Annotated in this window: 18 protein-coding genes and 1 tRNA gene; 6 read left to right on the forward strand and 13 right to left on the reverse strand. The window is 71.8% G+C overall.

Annotation, left to right across the window (positions count from 1 at the left end):
- Positions 1–42: 42 nt before the first annotated feature.
- The 3 genes from mscL to B0B14_RS03370 are packed head-to-tail and all read right to left on the reverse strand — an operon-like array spanning position 43 to position 1,444.
- Complete coding sequence (gene mscL, locus B0B14_RS03360) at positions 43–480, reverse strand: large conductance mechanosensitive channel protein MscL (RefSeq protein WP_076680092.1); 438 nt, start codon at positions 478–480, stop codon at positions 43–45.
- Positions 481–514: 34 nt separating this feature from the next.
- Positions 515–829 (reverse strand): FmdB family zinc ribbon protein, encoded by a 315-nt coding sequence (locus B0B14_RS03365; protein WP_076680093.1) that lies wholly within the window; start codon positions 827–829, stop codon positions 515–517.
- A gap of 18 nt (positions 830–847) precedes the next feature.
- Positions 848–1,444, reverse strand: coding sequence for a 5-formyltetrahydrofolate cyclo-ligase (locus B0B14_RS03370; RefSeq protein ID WP_076680094.1), 597 nt, complete (start codon positions 1,442–1,444; stop codon positions 848–850).
- Between the two features lie 71 nt (positions 1,445–1,515).
- On the opposite strand from B0B14_RS03370, the gene galU reads away from it, so the two are divergent.
- The 3 genes from galU (at position 1,516) to B0B14_RS03385 (ending at position 4,197) form a co-directional block, all read left to right on the forward strand.
- Positions 1,516–2,403 carry a UTP--glucose-1-phosphate uridylyltransferase GalU gene (galU, locus tag B0B14_RS03375; RefSeq protein ID WP_076680095.1) on the forward strand — a complete coding sequence of 296 codons (888 nt, stop codon included), beginning with the start codon at positions 1,516–1,518 and terminating at the stop codon, positions 2,401–2,403.
- Positions 2,404–2,418: 15 nt separating this feature from the next.
- A complete protein-coding gene (locus tag B0B14_RS03380; protein WP_076680096.1) occupies positions 2,419–3,048 on the forward strand; it encodes a GNAT family N-acetyltransferase in 630 nt (209 codons plus the stop codon).
- Positions 3,049–3,195: 147 nt separating this feature from the next.
- A complete protein-coding gene (locus B0B14_RS03385) occupies positions 3,196–4,197 on the forward strand; it encodes a large exoprotein (RefSeq protein ID WP_076680097.1) in 1,002 nt (333 codons plus the stop codon).
- Positions 4,198–4,227: 30 nt separating this feature from the next.
- Here B0B14_RS03385 and B0B14_RS03390 read toward each other — a convergent pair whose 3' ends face one another.
- The gene (locus B0B14_RS03390) at positions 4,228–5,418 is read right to left on the reverse strand and encodes an amidohydrolase family protein (protein WP_083710309.1); all 1,191 of its coding nucleotides are present in this window, start codon (positions 5,416–5,418) and stop codon (positions 4,228–4,230) included.
- A gap of 66 nt (positions 5,419–5,484) precedes the next feature.
- Between B0B14_RS03390 and B0B14_RS03395 the strand changes: the two genes are divergently transcribed.
- Positions 5,485–5,557, forward strand: a tRNA-Ala gene (locus B0B14_RS03395).
- A gap of 968 nt (positions 5,558–6,525) precedes the next feature.
- On the forward strand, positions 6,526–6,753 hold the full coding sequence (locus B0B14_RS16705; RefSeq protein WP_256714334.1) for a DUF559 domain-containing protein: 228 nt from the start codon (positions 6,526–6,528) through the stop codon (positions 6,751–6,753).
- 101 nt (positions 6,754–6,854) lie between these two features.
- Here B0B14_RS16705 and hemL read toward each other — a convergent pair whose 3' ends face one another.
- The 6 genes from hemL to hemE all read right to left on the reverse strand — a co-directional run bounded on the left by hemL (position 6,855) and on the right by hemE (position 13,105).
- On the reverse strand, positions 6,855–8,180 hold the full coding sequence (gene hemL, locus B0B14_RS03405) for a glutamate-1-semialdehyde 2,1-aminomutase (RefSeq protein WP_372236629.1): 1,326 nt from the start codon (positions 8,178–8,180) through the stop codon (positions 6,855–6,857).
- Positions 8,168–9,133: a porphobilinogen synthase gene (gene hemB / locus B0B14_RS03410; RefSeq protein ID WP_076680099.1), complete on the reverse strand. Its 966-nt coding sequence runs from the start codon at positions 9,131–9,133 to the stop codon at positions 8,168–8,170. The genes hemL and hemB overlap by 13 nt, the downstream gene beginning before the upstream one ends.
- Positions 9,130–10,041 (reverse strand): hydroxymethylbilane synthase, encoded by a 912-nt coding sequence (gene hemC, locus B0B14_RS03415; protein WP_076680100.1) that lies wholly within the window; start codon positions 10,039–10,041, stop codon positions 9,130–9,132. The genes hemB and hemC overlap by 4 nt, the downstream gene beginning before the upstream one ends.
- Positions 10,038–10,736 carry a hydrogen peroxide-dependent heme synthase gene (gene hemQ / locus B0B14_RS03420; RefSeq protein ID WP_076680101.1) on the reverse strand — a complete coding sequence of 233 codons (699 nt, stop codon included), beginning with the start codon at positions 10,734–10,736 and terminating at the stop codon, positions 10,038–10,040. Before hemQ ends, hemC begins: the two co-directional genes overlap by 4 nt.
- A 61-nt stretch (positions 10,737–10,797) precedes the next feature.
- Positions 10,798–12,015, reverse strand: a complete 1,218-nt coding sequence (locus B0B14_RS03425) for a protoporphyrinogen/coproporphyrinogen oxidase (protein WP_076680102.1) — start codon at positions 12,013–12,015, stop codon at positions 10,798–10,800.
- Positions 12,002–13,105, reverse strand: a complete 1,104-nt coding sequence (gene hemE, locus B0B14_RS03430; protein WP_076680103.1) for a uroporphyrinogen decarboxylase — start codon at positions 13,103–13,105, stop codon at positions 12,002–12,004. The genes B0B14_RS03425 and hemE overlap by 14 nt, the downstream gene beginning before the upstream one ends.
- Between hemE and B0B14_RS03435 the strand changes: the two genes are divergently transcribed.
- The gene (locus tag B0B14_RS03435) at positions 13,079–14,323 is read left to right on the forward strand and encodes a glutamyl-tRNA reductase (RefSeq protein ID WP_076680104.1); all 1,245 of its coding nucleotides are present in this window, start codon (positions 13,079–13,081) and stop codon (positions 14,321–14,323) included. The two genes, hemE and B0B14_RS03435, sit on opposite strands and share 27 nt — an antisense overlap.
- Before the next feature lie 65 nt (positions 14,324–14,388).
- Here the strand turns inward: B0B14_RS03435 and B0B14_RS03440 are convergent, their stop codons facing one another.
- From B0B14_RS03440 to B0B14_RS03450, 3 genes are all read right to left on the reverse strand, one after another.
- A complete protein-coding gene (locus B0B14_RS03440) occupies positions 14,389–15,981 on the reverse strand; it encodes an AMP-binding protein (RefSeq protein ID WP_076680105.1) in 1,593 nt (530 codons plus the stop codon).
- 69 nt (positions 15,982–16,050) lie between these two features.
- Positions 16,051–17,127, reverse strand: coding sequence for a Glu/Leu/Phe/Val dehydrogenase family protein (locus tag B0B14_RS03445; protein ID WP_076680106.1), 1,077 nt, complete (start codon positions 17,125–17,127; stop codon positions 16,051–16,053).
- A gap of 127 nt (positions 17,128–17,254) precedes the next feature.
- Positions 17,255–19,165, reverse strand: coding sequence for a heavy metal translocating P-type ATPase (locus B0B14_RS03450; RefSeq protein ID WP_076681248.1), 1,911 nt, complete (start codon positions 19,163–19,165; stop codon positions 17,255–17,257).
- Positions 19,166–19,170: the final 5 nt, after the last annotated feature.

The raw sequence follows: 19,170 nt of genomic DNA on the forward strand, positions 1-19,170 counted from the left end.
GCCGTCATGGCGACCGGATGCTGCGCCGCTGCGGCCCAGGACTCAGGGAGCGGGCGGCGTGGTGCTGACCGAGGAGCCGGTCTGCTTCTCGAGCAGATCGCGGATCTGCGTGAGCAGCTCCTGCTCGGTCGGCGCCTTCGCGCCCTCGTCCTCCGAGACGCCGGCCTTGGCCGCAGCGCGCTCCTTGAAGTGGTTCATCGGGAGGACGAAGACGAAGTAGACGACGACCGCGACCGCGAGGAAGCTGATGACCGCGTTCAGGAGGCCGCCGATGGGGAACGTGACCGGTCCCCAGATTCCGTTGACCGTCGGTCCGACGTTGCCGCTTTCGTCGGCCTGCCACACGAGCTTGATGATCGGCTCGATGATGCTGGCCACGACGGCGTTGACGAGTGCGGTGAACGCCGCGCCGATGACGACAGCGACCGCGAGGTCGATGACGTTGCCCCGCATGATGAAGTCTTTGAAGCCCTGGATCACGAGCTGCCCCCTTGAAATCTCCGGCCTGGACGGCCTATGAACCCGACGACGCGGGAGAAGCCTTCGCTTCAGACTTCGATGATGCCGAAGATGAGGAGGAGTCGCCACCCGACGAGCCGCCTGTCGACGAGCCGCCGGTCGACGAGCCGGAGCCGGCGGTCGAGCCCGCCGCCGCGCGGGAGTCGGTGCGGTAGAAGCCCGATCCGTTGAACGTCACGCCGATCGAGCCGTACTCCTTGCGCAGCGCGCCGCCGCATTCGGGGCATTCGGTCAGCGTCGGATCGGCGAAGGACTGCACCGCGTCGAAGCGGTGTCCGCACTGCTTGCAGGCGTAGGCGTAGGTGGGCATGAGCTTCCTGTGGTGGGATCAGCGCCGCGAGGCGGGGAAGGCGAGGGTGCGGGTCGGGGTGACGACTCCGCTGACGCGCTCGTCGCGCACATCGGAGGGAACCTCGTCGAGGATCTCGGAGTCGAACACGACGGCGTACACGGGCGGGCAGCGCTCCATCGAGCCGATGGTCTTGTCGAAGTAGCCGCGGCCCCATCCCAGCCGCATCCCGATCGAATCGACGGCTGCCGCGGGGATGATCATGAGGTCGACGTCGCCTACGGCGATGGGGCCCAGGAGCTCTCCGACGGGCTCCGGCATCCCGAGCAGGCCCTCCGTGATCTCGCCCTCCAGCGACGCGGGAGACCAGTCCAGCAGGCCGTCCGCGCGCGTGATGGGCAGGAGGACGCGGATGCCGCGCGCCACGGCCGCCCGGACGAATCCTCGAGTGCCGGGCTCGGTGGTCGTGGACAGGAAGCACGACACGGAGCGCGCCCCGAGTCGGTCGACCAGGGCGTCGAGCTGCTGCTGGACCCCGAGCGCCGCGGCATCCCGCGCACTGTCGGAGAGGAGCTGACGGCGCTCGCGCAGATCCGCGCGCAGTGCGCGCTTGGCGCTGGCGATCGCGTCGGGCATGCCCTTGATTCTAGGCGCCGCCGTCGGGCGCCGTTTCCGCAGCCGGGACAGCGACTGGATAGACTCGCCCCATGCCCACCAAGCGCTTCAAGGCCGTCATCCCCGCCGCCGGACTCGGTACCCGATTCCTGCCCGCGACGAAGGCCATGCCGAAGGAGATGCTCCCGGTCGTCGACAAGCCGGCGATCCAGTACGTCGTCGAAGAAGCGGCCAACGCCGGCATCGACGACATCCTGGTCATCATCGGGCGCAACAAGAACGCGATCTCGAACCACTTCGACTCCGTGCCCGAGCTCGAGGTCAAACTCCGCGAGAAGGGCGACGACGCCCGCCTGCTGCGCGTGCTCGAATCGAGCGACCTCGCCGACATCCACTTCGTGCGTCAGGGCGAGCCCAAGGGCCTCGGCCACGCTGTGCTGCGGGCCCGCGCGCACGTGGGCGACTCGCCGTTCGCGGTGCTCCTCGGAGACGACCTGATCGACGAGCGCGATGAGCTGCTGACCACGATGATGGCCGAGCACGAGCGCACGGGAGCGGCGATCATCGCCCTCATGGAGGTCGACCCCGACCACATCCACATGTACGGAGCAGCCGCCGTCGAGGAGACCGGAACCGACGACGTCGTGCGCGTCACCGGGCTCGTCGAGAAGCCCGCCAAGGAAGACGCACCGTCCAACCTCGCCATCATCGGGCGCTACGTCCTCGGGCCCGAGATCTTCGATGTGCTCGAGCACACCGAGCCCGGCAAGGGCGGCGAGATCCAGCTCACCGACGCCCTGCAGGTGCTGGCGGCCGATCCCGAAGGCCCCGGCGTGTACGGAGTCGTCTTCCGGGGTCGTCGCTACGACACCGGCGATAGAGTGGATTACATCAAGGCCATCGTGCAGCTCGCGTCGGACCGCGACGACCTCGGTCCGGAGCTGCGCCCCTGGTTCAAGGAGTTCGCGGCGACCCTCTAGGACGAAAGGGGTGGGATGGACCCGATCGCACCTCGCCGGCACGGTCCCGTGTCGATCCGGCTCGTCAAGCCCCGCGACGCGCGCGTTCTGCAGCAGGAGCTGCTGAGCAACCGCGCGTGGCTGCGTCCGTGGGAGGCCACGAGCCCCGACGGCCCGGTGTCGTTCGACATGCGACTCGGCATCCGACGCCTCCTGCAGCAGTATCGCGACGGCGGCGGCATCCCCTTCGTCATGGAGTACGACGGCGAGGTGACGGGGCAGCTCAACGTGTGGGGCGTCGCACGCGGTTCGCTCGCCTCGGCGACCATCGGCTACTGGGTGAGTCAGCGGTACGCGGGGCGCGACATCACCCCCACCGCGGTCGCGATGGCCACCGACATCTGCTTCACCGAGCTGCGGCTGCACCGGATGGAGATCTGCATCCGTCCCGAGAACCTCGCGAGTCTGCGCATCGTGGAGAAGCTCGGATTCCGCTACGAGGGCCTGCGTCGGCGGTACATCCACATCGACGGCGACTGGCGCGATCACTACGCCTTCGCTCTCGTGCGCGAAGAGGTGCCCGAGGGCGTGCTCCAGCGCTGGGTGCAGGGTCGAGCGCCGCAGGATGCCGCGAGCATCCCGCCCGCCGACCGCTCCCACGCCTGATCGGGGTGGCGCTGGCCCACGCTGCTGGTCCGCGAGGGCGCCGCGACGGATGTCGGAGGCCGGGCTTAACCTTCGAGTAAATGTCGAGAGTGCGACACGCGCACGGATGGGGCGGCGTGTGCTCCGCCGTCGCCTACCGTTTACGACATGGGTGGGCAGGTGCTGGGTGGCGGGGTGATCGTCCTCGTCTGCGTACTCCTCTGGCTGGTCTATCTGCTTCCGTCGTGGGCGAGCCGTCATCGCTACGACGCGTCGGAGCGCAATGCCGTGCGGCTCAACCAGGCCCTGCGCATCCTCGCCGAGACGAGTGAGACACCCGAGGAGCTGCGCATCGAGCTGAACACGCGCACCGCGTACACGCAGCAGAAGCTCGCCCGCCGCGCCCAGGCCGAGCGCGACGAGATCGAACGCCGCGCCCAGGCGGAGCGCGACGACATCGCCCGTCGCTCGCTCGCCGAGCGCGAAGAGCTCGCACGGCGTGCTCAGAACGCCCACGAAGAGCTCGAGCTCCGCGCAGCACGCGAGCGTGAAGCCGCCCGGATCGAAGATGCCCGGCGCGAGCTCGCCTCGGCCCGTGCCCTTCCCGCCGCCCGTCGCGCGCGTGCGCGGCGTCGTGCTCGCCTGCTCACGACCTCGCTGGCCCTCGCCTCCCTCGTCGTGATCGGCGTCGGCATCGCGATCGTCGCGCAGTCGGGAGCGCAGGCCGTGCTGTGGGTGGGCGCCGGACTCGCCGCGGTGAGCGGTCTCCTGCTGCACCGCATGTCCCGAGTGGGACGTCCCGTCGCCGTTCAGGACGCCCGCACCGCGGTCGCTGTGCACGCCGAAGCGCCCCTGCAGGACGTCGCCCTTCCGTCGGATCGCCGCGACTGGCAGCCCCGATCGCTTCCCCGACCGCTCACGGCGTCGGCCGGTTCGCGCGCCGCAGCGGTGCTCGACGCCGCAGAAGCTCGTGACGCGCTGCGGCAGGCCGCCCGCGAGGAGGCTCTGCGCGAGCGCGTGGAGGCCCAGCGTCCGCCCTCCATCGTCGCCGCTCGCCGTGCCCGCGACGAGGCGGCAGCCGCCGAGTTCGCCCGCCGCGGACCCGTCGACGACGACGCGATCGAGGCGCATGTGCGCCAGCTGCTCGAACGGCGCGCCTCCGGCCAGTAGCCGCACTCCGGCCTCGGCGCGACGCGCAGGTCAGGCCCGGTGCACGGGGTGTCCGCCGCCGATCACGACCTCGCGCGGGGGAGTCCGCACGAGGGCATCCATCGCGTTCTCCGCGTCGATCAGCACGATGTCGGCCCGCTCGCCGGCGGCCAGGCCTGCTGTCTCCGCACCGACGAACGGCGAGGCGGCCGCGCCCGCCAGCGCGACGACCCGGCGGAGGTCCTCGTCACGGACGAGGCCCGCGGAGCGCGCATACTGCCAGGCGATCCCGAGGAGGTCTCCGGTGCCGTAGGGGCTCCACAGATCCCGGATGCCGTCAGTGCCGAACGCGAACCGCACACCGGCCGCATCGAACTCGTGCAGCGGCAGCTGGGGCAGCCGCAGCGGCGCCACGGTCGTCATGCTCACGTCGAGCCCGGCCATCCGCTGCAGCAGATCCCGGCGGCGCGCGGCATCCGTCTGCGCGATCGCGAAGCCGTGCGCGATGGTGACCCGGCCCTGCAGGCCCAGGGATTCGGTGCGATCGAGGATGAGGTCGAACTGGAAAGTCCCGAGCTCGCCGCCGTCGTGCAGGTGGATGTCGATGCCGGTGCCGTGATCGGCGGCGATGGCCATGATCGCATCGAGCTGTCCGACCGGATCGCGGTCGATCCCGGCCGGGTCGAGTCCTCCGATGTGCTCGACACCCGCTGCCGCCGCCTCCGCGAGCAGCTCGATCGTCCCCGGCCGGCGCAGGACGCCGTCCTGAGGGAACGCGACGATCTCGCTGGTGAGGGCATCCCCGTAGTCGGCGAGCGCTTCGCGCACGACGTCGATGCCGCGCAGGCCGATGCCGAGGTCGACGTCGACGTGGGTGCGCAGGCCCGTGGTGCCGTGCCGCACGAGTTCGGCCAGCACCCGGCGGGTGACCTCGACGCCCGGGATGCCGAGCTCGTCGCGGCGCGCCCGCTCGTGCCGGATCCGCCCGTCGGTACCGCCCTCGCCGCCGTAGGACTGCCACGGAAGGCCCCACCACGACTTGTCGACGTGCGCGTGGGCGTTGACCAGTCCGGGGAGGGCGAGGAGCCCGCGTCCGTCGATCTCGGTCGCCCCGACCGGCGCGTCGGATGCGGGTTCGATCGACCCGATCAGGCCGTCATCGTGGATCAGGACGTCGTGCAGGCCGGGGGTGTCATCGAGCCGGATGCCGCGCAGCGCGGTGATGCGGGGAGGGAGGAGCATGCCTCCATCCTGCCCTCCGTCGATTCGAACCGGCTCCGCGACCGTGATAACCTGAACGAGGTTCACGGGCCTATGGCGCAGTTGGTAGCGCGCCTCGTTCGCATCGAGGAGGTCAGGGGTTCAAATCCCCTTAGGTCCACCGGAATCCAGAAAGCCCCCGCTTCGGCGGGGGTTTTCTGCGTCACCGGACGTGCCCGGGCTGCGACGTCTCCGTGGCCTCTCCGCACCTCGGCGAAGGCATGTCGAGGATGTAGGAGACAGCCGCTGTTGCGCCGCCGACGGCCCCCGTCGTCGTGTTTCTCCTACGATCTCCCACCACCACGCCGCCGAGATCGCCGGTCTTCGGCGGCACGGATCGGTCCGAGCTGCCCGAGGCCTCCTCCACAGCCACCGCCCCGTCGGGATGTTCCCCGGATCTGCCGACCCGGCCGGGAGGTCCGGCCGGAGGGCTCGGACACTTCAGCATGACCTCGTTCCGAACGACGCCGGCCCTGCATCGTCGCGTCGACCTCTTGGCCGCTGGCTGGACAGACCGCCGCATTCGAGCGGCCGTCGATTCGGGTGCCCTGATGCGGTTGCGGGGTGGCGTCTTCGCGCCGGCCGACACGGCAGAGGGTTGCCTGGCCGCGGGGCGCGTCGGCGGTCGGCTGACGTGCCTGTCGGAGCTTGCCCGGCTCGGAGTATTCGTGCTGGAGGAAGGTCCGCTCCACGTGCACGTCCCGGCGAATGCGCCGCGCCACCGGCGGATCGGACGTCCTGTCACGCTCCATTGGCGCGAGCTGTCCCGGAGCCCACATCCTCGATCGCTCTCGGTAGAGCCCTTCGACGCGCTCGTGCAGGCCGTGCGCTGTCAGACGCCGCGCGCATCCGTGGCCACGATCGACTCGGCACTTCGTCTCGGCGTACTGCACAGCGACGACCTCGACGCTCTGTTCGCTGCACTGCCCCGCCGGTACCGGATGCTGCGGAAGCTCATCGATCCGCGAGCCGAATCCGGCCCGGAGTCGCTGCTCCGGCTGATATTGATGTCGCTCGGATGCCGCTTCGAGGATCCAGGTATCGGTGCCAGGCGTCGGCCGTGTCGACTTCGTGGTCGATGGCTGGCTCGTGATCGAGTGCGACAGCCGGGCGCACCACTCCACATGGGAGGCACAGCGGGAGGACAGACGTCGCGACCGGGCGCTCGCCGAACGGGGCTACGCCGTACTGCGCGTGATCGGCGAAGACGTCATGTGGAATCCGTCTGCCGTTCTCGCGGCCGTAGGAGGACTCCTCAGCGGCCACCGTGGTGGCCGCCGACTCGTGTCGAGAACCGTAGGAGTTTCCGTGGTCTGAGCGAGCTCAGGATGCCGCGCCCGGCGAGTCTTCCTACATTGTCGACGAGCCCGCTGAACGCCGGTGAGGCCGAATGCCGGTCAGCAGGCCGGTCAGGCCGGTCAGGCGGTCGCGGAGGCTGCGGCGCGCGCGGCGGCGGGAAGCGCGTCGAGGATGCGGGAGATCGCCGCGTCGTCGTGGGATGAGGAGACGAACCAGGCCTCGAACACCGACGGCGGCAGCGAGACACCCGCCTCGAGCATCGCGCGGAAGAAGGGCGGGTACCGGAACGCGTCCTGCGCCTTGACCTCGTCGTAGTCGCGGGGCGCGGTGCCGGCGAAGACGATCGAGAACAGGTTGCCGGCGCGCTGGACGACGTGCGTCACGCCTTCCGCGGCGAGGGCGGACGACGCGGCGTCCGCGATCGTGTCGGCGCCCGCGTCGATGCGGGCGTACGCCTCCGCGTCGAGGTGCTGCAGGGTCGCCAGGCCCGCGGCGACGGCGAGCGGATTGCCGCTCAGCGTGCCCGCCTGGTACACCGGGCCGAGGGGCGCGAGGAGGTCCATGATCTCGGAGCGTCCGCCGAGAGCGGCCAGCGGCAGCCCCCCGCCGACGACTTTGCCGAACGTCAGGAGATCGGCCTCGAACGGCACGGGGTCGATGCCCCACCAGCCCGCGGATCCGACGCGGAAGCCCGTGAGCACTTCGTCGACGATGAGCAGGGCGCCGTGCGCGTGCGCGATGTCGGCGAGCGCGGAGTTGAAGCCCGGCGCGGGCGGCACGACGCCCATGTTGGCCGCGGAGGCCTCGACGATGACCGCGGCGATCTCGTCGCCGCGGGCCGCGAAGACCTCGCGGATCGCATCGAGGTCGTTGTACGGCAGCACGAGGGTCTGTGCGGCGATCGCGGCGGGGACGCCGGCCGACCCCGGCAGGGCGAGGGTCGCGACGCCCGACCCCGCTTCGGCGAGCAGGCCGTCGGAGTGGCCGTGATAGTGGCCGGCGAACTTCACGACGAGGTCGCGTCCGGTCGCGCCGCGCGCCAGGCGGATCGCCGTCATGGTCGCCTCGGTGCCCGTCGAGACCAGCCGCAGCTTCTCGATCGGTCCGTCGACGCCGTCGCGGACGACGCGGTCGCGGATGAGCTCGGCGAGCTGGGTCTCACCCGGCGTCGAGGCCCCGAACCCGAGGCCGCGCGTCGCGGCATCCTGCACCACCTGGACGACGGCGGGATGCGCGTGCCCGAGGATGGCCGGACCCCACGACCCGACGAGGTCGACGTACTCACGTCCCTCGACGTCGGTCACGTACGGTCCCGCCGCCGACACGAAGAAGCGCGGCGTGGTCTGCACCGAGCCGAACGCGCGCACGGGCGAACTCACGCCGCCCGGCATGGCCGCACGCGCGCGGGCGAACTCCTCGGCATTCGTGGGGGTCATCGCAGCCATCCCGCCAGCTCGGTCGCCCAGTAGGTCAGCACGGCATCCGCTCCCGCCCGCCGGATGCTCAGCACCGACTCCTCCACGGCCCGGCGCCGGTCGATCCATCCGTGGGCGGCGGCCGCCTCGATCATCGCGTACTCGCCCGACACCTGGTACGCCCAGACGGGGACGGGCGAGGCCGCCGCGGCATCCGCCAGCACGTCGAGGTACGACATCGCCGGCTTCACCATGACGATGTCGGCTCCCTCGGCGACATCGAGATCGATCTCGCGGAGACCCTCGCGGCGATTGGCGGGGTCGAGCTGGTACGTGCGGCGGTCGCCGACGAGCGACGACTGCACGGCTTCGCGGAACGGGCCGTAGAAGGCCGAAGCGTACTTCGCCGCGTAACCCAGGATCGGGTTGCCGGCGAAGCCGTCGGTGTCGAGCGCGTCGCGGACCGCCGCCACCTGGCCGTCCATCATGCCGGAGAGCCCGAGCAGCGCCGAGCCCGCCGACGCCTGAGCCAGCGCCATGTCGCGGTACCGCTCGAGCGTCGCGTCGTTGTCGACGCGCCCCTCCGCGTCGAGCACGCCGCAGTGCCCGTGATCGGTGAACTCGTCGAGGCACAGGTCGGTCTGCACGACGAGCGCACCGCCCACCTCCTCCACGGCGGCACGCGTCGCGACGTTCAGGATGCCGTCGGGGTCGGTCGCGCCCGAGCCGATGGCGTCTTTGTGCTCGGGCACGCCGAACAGCATGACGCCGCCGACCCCCGCCTCGGCGGCGGCGACGAGCGCGGCGCGCAGCGAATCGAGCGAGTGCTGCACGACTCCGGGCATCGACGAGATCGGCACGGGCGCCCCGGCGCCCTCGCGCACGAACATCGGCAGCACGAGGTCGGCAGGGTGCAGCAGGGTCTCGCTCACGAGGCGGCGCATCGCGGGCGTCGCGCGCAGGCGACGAGGACGCAGGGTCATGGACGGTCTCCCATCAGGTCGGCGGCTCCGGCGGCGAGCAGCTCGGACGCGGCGCGCTCGGCGATCTCCCGCGGAGCGTCGCGGTCGGGCCAGTAGGCGCCGTGCGCGGCCGTCAGCCGCTGCGTGCCGTCGGCGCTGTAGACGCGGGCGGAGAGCAGGATGAGCTCGGCGTCGATGAGCGCGTGCGCGCCCACGGGGGCGGAGCAGCCCGCCTCGAGGAGCGCGAGCACGTGGCGCTCGGCGTCCGCCGTGGCTCTGCTCGACGGGTGATCGAGCGCCTTCACACGGGGCTCCTCCCCGCGGCGCACCTCGATCGCGAGCGCACCCTGACCGGGCGCGGTGGGCCAGCGGACGAGGTCGAGGAACTCGGTGACGGCGTCGAGCCGGTGGAGGCGGGTGAGCCCGGCGGCGGCGAGGACGACGGCATCCAGCTCGCCGTTCGCCACGAAGCCCAGGCGGGTGTCGACGTTGCCGCGGATGTCGACGACGTCGAGATCGGGTCGTCGCGCCTTCAGCTGGGCGACGCGTCGCGGCGAGCCCGTGCCCACGCGGGCGCCTTCGGGCAGGGTCTCTAGGGTGAGGCCGTCGCGGGCGACGAGCGCGTCTCGAGCGTCTTCGCGCTTCGGAACCGCGCCCACGACGAGGTCGGGGTGCGGGGCCGTCGGCAGGTCCTTGAACGAGTGCACGATGACGTCGCACTCGCCCGCGAGCAGCGCGTCGCGGAGGGCCCCCGTGAACAGGCCCGTGCCTCCTGCGCGCGACAGGGGTTCGCGGCTGCGGTCGCCGTCGGTCGTGATCGTGACGAGCTCGGTCTCGGCGCCCGTCTTCGCGCGCAGGGCGTCGGCGACCGTGCCCGTCTGCGTCAGGGCGAGGGCGCTGCCGCGCGTGCCGATGCGCAGTGCCGTCACGCGAGCACCTCGGAGATCTCGTCGAGGCCGATGCGGCGTCCGGTGAAGAACGGGACCTCTTCGCGCACGTGCCGGCGCGCTTCGGTCTGACGCAGGTGCCGCATGAGGTCGACGAGGTCGACGAGCTCGGGTGCCTCGAGGGCCAGGATCCACTCGTAGTCGCCGAGGGCGAACGAGGCCACGGTGTTGCTCAGCACCTGCGGGTACTCGGAGCCCTTGCGGCCGTGGTCGGCGAGCATCGTGCGCCGCTCGTCGTCGGGCAGCACGTACCACTCGTACGAGCGGACGAACGGGTACACCGTGATCCACTCCGCGGGGGCAAGTCCGCGCAGGAACGCGGGGGAGTGGTTGCGCGTGAACTCCGCCTCGCGGTGCACGCCCATCGCGTTCCATACCGGGAGCAGATCGGCGAGGGGCTGCGCGCGCCGCAGGGTGCGCAGAGCCGACTGCAGCACCTCCGGACCGGTGCCCGCGTCGAGGTCGGAGTGGAGCCACACCATCAGGTCGGCGTCGGCGCGCAGGCCCGAGACGTCGTACCAGCCGCGGATCGTGACGCCGGAGTCCTCGACCTGCCGAGCGGCATCGGCCAGGTCCATCCCCGTCGCGGGCTTCGCGGGATCGCGACGGAACACCGCCCAGAGGGTGTACCCGAGCTTCTCGGATGCGGCGGGGGCGGACTGCGGGATCGTGCTCATGCCTCCATCCTCACCCGACATCGCACGGCGTGCTAATCGGCCGGTCAGTTCCGGAAAAGCTTCAGGAAGCGAGAAGGTTGACCGCGGTCGTCTCGGCGTGCGCCACGATGCCGGCGAGCCCCGACCCTGCGACGGTCTCGCCGACGACGATCATGGCGGGGGCACCGGATGCCGCGGCGGGCCGGGTCCACGTGACGCGAGCGGCGTCGATCACCGACGCACGCGGCAGCTCCACGCCGAGGAGGTCCGCGGCATCCGCCCGCGCCGTCGCGACGTGCGCGCCGGGGTCGTCGTCGTACGACAGCCGCAGCACGTGGAGTCCGCCCGTGACCTCCCGCAGCCACGCCCACTTCGCCGTCGCGTGCGTGAGTGCGCGCGCCCGGATGCCGGGTGCGCCGTCGGCGACGAGAAGTCCGCTGCCGCGCGGCGCGGAATCGAGCGCACTCTGCTCGACGACGAGGGTCACGAGCACGATGTCGCGCCCCGGTTGCGCCGGTGCCGCGACACCGGGTGCCGCCGCGACCACGGTGCCGCGCAGCGCGCGGACGTCGTCGACGTGCGAACCGAGTTGCACGTCGACGCCGAGGCGCGCGAGATCGCCGCCCAGCGCCGCGGGAAGGCGATGGATGCCGCCACGCAGACCCGCGACGGCGGAGCCGGCCGGCGCGGCGGCGCGCAGCGCGAGGACGGCGGCGCCGAGCGACCCGTGGGCGTCGAGGGCCTCGCGCAGCCGGGGATGCGCGAGAGCGAGCCCGACCTCGTCGGCGCGACGGGAGTGCACGCCGCGGACGACGGGGGCGACGAGCTCCGCGAGCACGGCCTCTCCCATCCGGGCTCGCACGAGCGCGGCGAGGTCGTCGGGCACGTCGCCGAGCGGTGCGCGGTCGAGTTCGGCCGCCAGAGCCGCCGCCGGGGCGCCGATGACTGCCGCGACGTCGGGAGCGAGCGGATCGCCGGGGATGCCGAGCACGCTCGTGGCGGGGAGGGGTGCGGCCGGGCCGACCGCCGGCTGCAGCCACGCCGGCCCGGGCCGCGGCAGGACGATGTCGCCGTCGAGCCCGAGCTCCGCGAGCAGCGCCGCGACGTACCCGCCGCGCACCGCGAAGCTCTCGGCGCCGGCATCCAGCTCTATCCCGCCGACGGTGTGCGCGGCGACGGTGCCCCCGAGCTGCTGCGACGACTCGTGCAGCACGACGGAGGCGCCGCCCAGCGCGAGGCGGCGCGCGACGACGAGGCCGGCAACCCCGCCGCCCACGACCTCGACGTCAGGAGCGGGCATGCACGAGCTCGACGATGCGCGTGAGCACTCCGGGGTCGGTCTCGGGCGGCACGCCGTGTCCGAGGTTGAGCACGTGCGCCGGCGCGGCGCGGCCGCGGTCGAGCACATCGAGCACGTGGGCCTCGAGCACCGGCCAGGGGGCCTCGAGGAGAGCCGGGTCGATGTTGCCCTGCAGGGGGATGTCGCCGCCGAGCCGGCGCGAGGCCTCGTCGAGCGGAAGCCGCCAGTCGACGCCCATCACGTCGGCGCCGATCTCGCGCATCGACGTGAGCAGTTCGCCCGTGCCCACGCCGAAGTGCACGATCGGCACGCCCAGCGCCTTCGCCGGACCGATCGCCGCAGCCGAATGGGCGAGGACGTGGCTCCGGTAATCGGCGACGCTGAGCGATCCGGCCCACGAGTCGAAGAGCTGCGCCGCCGATGCCCCGGCGGCGACCTGGGCCTCGAGGAAAGCGCCGGTGATGGTCGCCGTCCACGCGAGGAGGGCGTTCCACGTCTCCGGGTCGGATTTCATGAGGGCCCGCGTGCGCAGCTGCTCGCGTGACGGACCGCCTTCGACGAGGTACGAGGCGAGCGTGTAGGGCGCGCCCGCGAAGCCGATGAGCGGGGTCGCTCCGAGCTGTGCGACCGTGAGTGCGACCGCGTCGCGGATGGGCTGGAGTGCGGCGGGGTCGAGCGGAGGCAGCGCCGCGACATCCGCCGCGGACCGAACCGGAGACTCGAGCACGGGACCGCGACCGGGGACGATCGTGACGTCGACTCCTGCGAGCCGCACCGGGATCACGATGTCGCTGAAGAAGATCGCGGCGTCCACGCCGTGCCGGCGCACGGGCTGCAGCGTGATCTCGCTCGCCATCCCGGGGTCGAGGCAGGCGTCGAGCATGTCTGTGCCGACCCGGAGTTCCCGGTACTCGGGGAGGGATCGCCCCGCCTGCCGCATGAACCAGACCGGCGTCACCTCCGGCCTGTCGGCGCGGTACGCACGGACGAGCCGGGAGTCGGTATGACGGTCTGCGGACGGGGACGGAGCCGAGTGGGAGTTCACAGCGTTAAGATTAGGCACGTGCTCCTGTGTCTCAGTGCGAGTCATCGCAACGCGTCGTTCGACGTGCTGGAGCGTCTGTCGATCGGCGCCCCCGCTGCGACGCGCGCCCTCGTCGACGAGGAGCTCTTCGTCTCGGGAGCCGTCGTGCTCGCCACCTGCAACCGTTTCGAGGCGTATCTCGATTTCGACGAGCCACTCACCGGAGGCGAGGCGGTCGCGCTCGAGTCCGTCGTGGAGGCACTGGCGGAGGCGAGCGATCTGGATGCCGGCATCCTCCGCGCGTCGGTGTCGGTGCACCGCGGCAACGACGTCGCAAGCCACCTCTTCGCCGTGACGAGCGGTCTCGAGTCGATCGTCGTGGGCGAGGAGGAGATCTCCGGCCAGGTCGGGCGCGCGCTCGACACGGCACGGGCCGGCGGCACCACGAGCCGTGCCCTGGAGCGCCTCTTCCAGAAGGCGACGCACACCAGCCGCGGCGTGCGCGGCCGCACCGCGCTCGGCGGTGCGCACCGCTCGCTCGTGCGGCTCGCCCTCCAGCTGGCGGACTCGCGGGTGGCAGACTGGTCGACGACCCGGGTCCTGGTCGTGGGAACGGGCCGGTACGCGGGCAAGACCGTCGGAGCCGTCCGGGCTCTCGGCGCCACCGACATCCGCGTGTTCTCGCCGTCGGGTCGGGCGGGGGCGTTCGCGGCCTCGCACGGTCTCCTCGTGGAGGAGTCCTTCCCGGATGCCGCGTCCCGCGCCGATGTCGTCATCACGTGCACGACCGAGGCCGTCGTGCACGCCGACGCCCTGACGCCCGGCCGGCGGCTGCTGGTGATCGACCTCGGCCTGCCGCGGAACGTCGATCCGGATGTCGCCGGCGTCGCCGGTGTCGAGCTCCTCGATCTCGAGACGATCAAGCTCCACGCCCCCCTCGAGCAGTTCGACGCGCACGACCACGCCCGCACTCTCGTGGGCGATGCCGCAGCCGAGTTCGCCGCCGACATCACGGCGGCCCCGGCCATCACCGTGCTGCGGGCCGAGGCCCACGCCGTGCTCGAAGCCGAGATCGCCCGTGCCCGCTCGCGCGGGGCGGGCGAGGAGACCGAGGCCGCTCTCCGGCACCTGGCCGGCGTCATCCTGCACGGCCCGTCGGTGCGCATCCGCGAGCTGGCCGCCGAAGGACGCATCGACGAGGTTCACGCTGCGCTCGAAGTGCTCCACGGCATCACGGTCGTGCCGGCCGCGCCCGAGGCGGAAGACGCCGCCGGGATCGCCTAGTCGACGCACGGATGCCGCGTCCCCCGGCTTCGGCGGGGACGCGGCATCCGTCTTCCGCGTCGAGACTACGCCGTCGCGCCTTCGCGCGCACGGAGGTCTTTGCGCAGGATCTTGCCCGAGGCGGACTTGGGGATCGCATCGATGAACTCGACGCGGCGCACCTTCTTGTGCGGCGCGAGGTTCTCGGCCACGTACGCCATGACCTCGTCGGCCTCGAGCCCGGAGTCGGGGGCGGCGACGATGAACGCCTTCGGGATCTCCTGCCTGTCGTCGTCGAGCACGCCGACGACGGCGGCGTCCATGATCTTCGGATGCCCGAGCAGCAGCGCCTCGAGCTCGGCCGGCGCGATCTGGTAGCCCTTGTACTTGATGAGCTCCTTGACGCGGTCGACGATCGTGAACCAGCCGCGTTCGTCGTACGTGGCCACGTCGCCGGTGTGCAGGAAACCCTCGGCGTCGAGCGTCTCGGCCGTCGCCTCCGGCTTGCCCAGGTACCCGAGCATCACGTTCGGGCCCTTGATCCACAGTTCACCCGGCCGGGTGCGTCCGTCGGCGTCGATCTCGGTGATCTCCTCGCCGGTGTCGAGGTCGATGAGCTTGCAGACCTGGTTGGGCAGGAGCGTCCCCACCGAGCTCACCGGCACGTCGTCACGGTCGTACGGCATCGCGTGCGACACGGGGCTCAGTTCGCTCATGCCGTATCCCTGCATCATGCGGGCGTGGAGCCGGCGGCCGGCCGCCTCGGCCGTCTCGCCGTCGAGCGGCGCGGCGCCGGAGAACACGGTGTGGACGGTGGAGATGTCGAACTGGTCGACGATCGGATGCTTCGCCAGAGCGACGGCGATCGGCGGTGCGATGTAGAGATACGTGCAGCCGAACGTCTGGATGTGGGTGAGGAAGTCCACCAGGTCGAACCTGGGCATCGTCACGAGGCTGGCCCGCTGCTTCAGGGCGAGGTTGAGCAGCACCGTGAGGCCGTAGATGTGGAAGAACGGCAGCACCGCGAGCACGCGGTCGGTGTCGCGCAGGTCGATGTTCGCGCGCGACTGCTGCACGTTGGCGACGAGATTGCGGTGGCTCAGCATCACGCCCTTCGGGATGCCCGTCGTCCCGGAGGAGTAGGGGAGCGCGGCGACGTGCGTGGCGGGGTCGAACACGACCTCCGGCGCCGGATGCCGCTCACCGAGCAGGTCGCGCAGGCTCGGGTGCCCCTCCGCGCCGTCGAGCACGATGACGTTCTCCCGCGGCATCCCGACCGCGTCCGCCGCGGCGCTCGCCGCGGCCAGCAGCGGACTCACGGTGACGAACCAGGTGGCCCCGGCGTCGCGGAGCTGCTTCTCGATCTCGGCCGCGGTGTAGAGGGAGTTGATCGTCGTGACGGCGGCGCCGGCGCGCAGCGCTCCGTGGAACACCGTTGCGAACGCGGGCACGTTGGGGCAGAGCAGCGCGAGGACGGTGTCGGTGCCCACGCCCCGGGCCGCCAGGGCGCCGGCGAACGCGTCGATCTGCGTCCGCAGCTGGCCGTAGGTGGTCTCGGCTCCGGATGCCGGATCGATCAGCGCGATCCGGGCGAGATCGTCGTCGTCGAGCGACGCGAACAGGAAGTCGTAGACGCTGACATCGGGGATCTCGACGTCGGGCTGAGGGCTGGTGAACACGGGTCTCCTTCGACGGTCCACCGTCGCGGCTGCGTCGCCGCGACGATGGGGTCCATCATGCCACCGGGTTCAGTGCGCGAGGACGGCGCGGCGCCCTCCCGTGGCGAGCCGTTCCGCCGCGAGACCCTCCGCGGCCGACAGGGGCGTGACTCCGCGCTCCTCGGCCTCGCGGAAGATGTGCCGCACGGTGTCGCCGATCGCCGCGACGCGCTCCATGATCTCGGTGCGGGAGCCGATGTGCTTGGCCTCCAGGTCGAGGTAGATCACGCCGCCGGCGTTCACGACGAAGTCGGGCGCGTACAGGATGCCGCGACCGGCCAGGCGCTCGGCGCCCTCGCGGGCGGCGAGCGGGTTGTTCGCGGGACCGCAGACCGCGCGCGCGTCGAGGGCGTCGATGACCTCGTCGGTGAGGAGGCCGCCGATACCGGCGGGCACGAAGACGTCGGCGGGCACGAGGTGCTCTTCGCCGGGCATGCTCCAGTGCGCGCCGAGCTCGACGGCGAGATCGCGCTTGGCCGGATTGACGTCGGTCACGGTGAGCACGGCGCCCTCTGCCGCGAGGCGCACCGCGAGACGGCTGCCGACCTGCCCGAGACCCGACACCGTGATGCGCCGCCCGGCGACGTCGGCCGAACCCGAGATGTGCTCGAGGGTGGCGCGGAGCGATTCGTACACGCCGAGGCTCGTGGGACCGGCGGGCTCGCCCGATCCGCCCACCGCGTCGGGGAGGCCCACCACGTGATCGGTGCGCTCGCTGACGACGAGCATGTCGTCGGTCGTCGATCCGACGTCCTCAGCCGTACGGTACAGACCCGCGAGCGACTCGACGGCGTCGCCGAGGTCGAGGAAAGCGGCGCGACGGCGCTCGGCATCGAGCACGGTGCCGGGCTCGAGCGCGATGACCGACTTGCCGCCGCCGGCGTCGAGTCCGGCTGCGGCGTTCTTGAGCGTCATGGCCGCCGAGAGGCGCAGGGCGTCTCCGAGGCCGTCGCTCCAGTGCGGGTAGGTCCACAGGCGGGCTCCGCCGAGGGCCGAGCCGAGCACCGAGGAGTGCAGCGCGACGGCGATGAACAGGCCGCTGCGGCGACCGGTGACGACCTCGACACGCTCGTGCGTGAACTCGGGCAGGGGCAGGTGGTGGGTCATCGCGATCCTCTTCCGGCTGGCCTCGTGGGCTGTGCGCTCCGGATGCCTCGGCGTTGAGGCATCCGGTCTCATTGCACCATCTCCGGGCGGAGTGATCAACCTGTCCTTCGATCACTCAGCACAATGCTCAGGATGCGAGGGCTTCCGCGGGAGGAACTGCGGCGTTCTGCGTGGCGGAGCCGGTGTCGAGCACGACCGGGGGCCCGGTGAGGGCCCTCAGCGCGTAGAGGATCGTGGCGAGGTCGACGACCTCCTGCACGAGAGCGCCGACGACGGCGGGGATGACCCCGGTGGTCGCGATGAGCATGAGCGCGATGCTGAGGACGATGCCGATCCAGATGGCGGTGTACGCGACGCGGAGCGTGTGCCGACCGATCGCGATCGCCTCCACGACCTTGGCGAGCGAGTCCTTGAGGATCACGACGTCGGCGGCGTCGCCCGCCGCAGTGGATCCTTTCGCGCCCATGGCGATGCCGACGTCGGCAGCGGCGAGCACGGGAGCGTCGTTCACGCCGTCGCCGACCATCAGCACGGGGCGTGGCCGCAGCGCGCCGGCGAGATGCACCTTCTCGGCGGGGAGCAGCTCGGCGTGCACGTCGGTGATGCCGACCTCGGCGGCTACGGCCTCGGCCGTCGGGCGCGCGTCGCCGGTGAGCATGACGATGCGCTCGATGCCGTTGGCGCGCAGCCACGCCACGACGCCGGGTGCCTCGTCCCGGGGGTCGTCGGCCAGGACGATGGTTCCCGCGAATCGGCCGTCGACCGCGACGTACGCCGCAGCCTGGCCCGCGGAGAGCTCGGCGCGCTCGGTGTCGGGGGCGAGCGAGGCGATGTAGGCCGGCTTGCCCACCACGACCTCGCGCCCTTCGATGAGGGCCGTGACGCCGTTGGTCGCGATCTCCCGCGCCTCGGCCGCACCGTGCAGCGCAAGACCGCGGTCGGCGGCGGCGCGGCGGATGCCGTCGGCCAGCACGTGGCTCGAGTACTGCTCGGCCGAGGCTGCCAGAGCGAGCACCTCGTCGGCGTCGAAGCCGGGTGCCGCGTGCACGGCCACGAGCTCGGGGCGCCCCTGCGTCAGCGTGCCCGTCTTGTCGAACGCGGCCGAGCGGATGCGGGCGAGCTGTTCGACGACCGCGCCGCCCTTGAGGATCACCCCGGCCTTCGCTGCCCGCGACAGACCGCCGAGGAAGGCGACGGGTGCCGCGATCAGGAGGGGGCAGGGCGTGGCGAGCACGAGCACCTCCGCGAAGCGCGCCGGGTCGCCCGAGAGGCCCCAGGCGGCGCCGGCGATGACGAGCGAGACGGCGGTGAAGGGGATCGCGAACCGGTCGGCCAGGCGAACGACGGGGGCCCGCGACCCCTCCGCTTCGCGGACGAGGGCGACGATCTGCTGGTACTGGCTGTCGGCGCTGCGCCGGGTCGCGCGGATGCGAACGGCGCGCGAGCCGTTCACCGAGCCCGACAGCACTTCGTCGCCGGCTTCGCGGGTGACCGGGAGGCTCTCGCCCGTGATCGAGGACTCGTCGAAGGACCCCGACTCGGTGAGCAGGACGCCGTCGACCGGCACGACCTCCGCCGGCCGCACGAGCAGGACGTTGCCGACCTCCACGTCGTCGGCCGCGACATCCTGCACGTCGTCCGCCGTCGCCTCCGACGGATGCACGATGACGTGCGCGAGCTGCGGAGCCCGGTCGAGCAGGGCGGTCAGCTCGCGCTTGGCGCGGCGGCCGGCGTAGTCTTCGAGCGCCTCACCGCCGGAGAGCATGAGGACGATGATGAGCGAGGCGACGTACTCGCCCACGGCGAGCGTGGCCACCATCGCCACGACCGCCAGGACGTCGAGTCCGACATGGCCGCGCAGCACGTCGCGGATCATGCCGATCAGGGTCCACAGGATGACGATCGAGACGTAGACCGTCGCGATCCACCTGCTCGTCTGATCGAGGCCGGCGAGATCGAGAGCGAGCACCGCGATGCCCACGAGGACCGTGACGGTGATCACCGGGTACCGCGAGAGGATCCGCCACAGTCGGCTCATGCCCT

This window comes from Microbacterium sp. RU33B (assembly GCF_900155915.1).
In the GTDB taxonomy this organism is placed as follows: Bacteria; Actinomycetota; Actinomycetes; order Actinomycetales; family Microbacteriaceae; genus Microbacterium.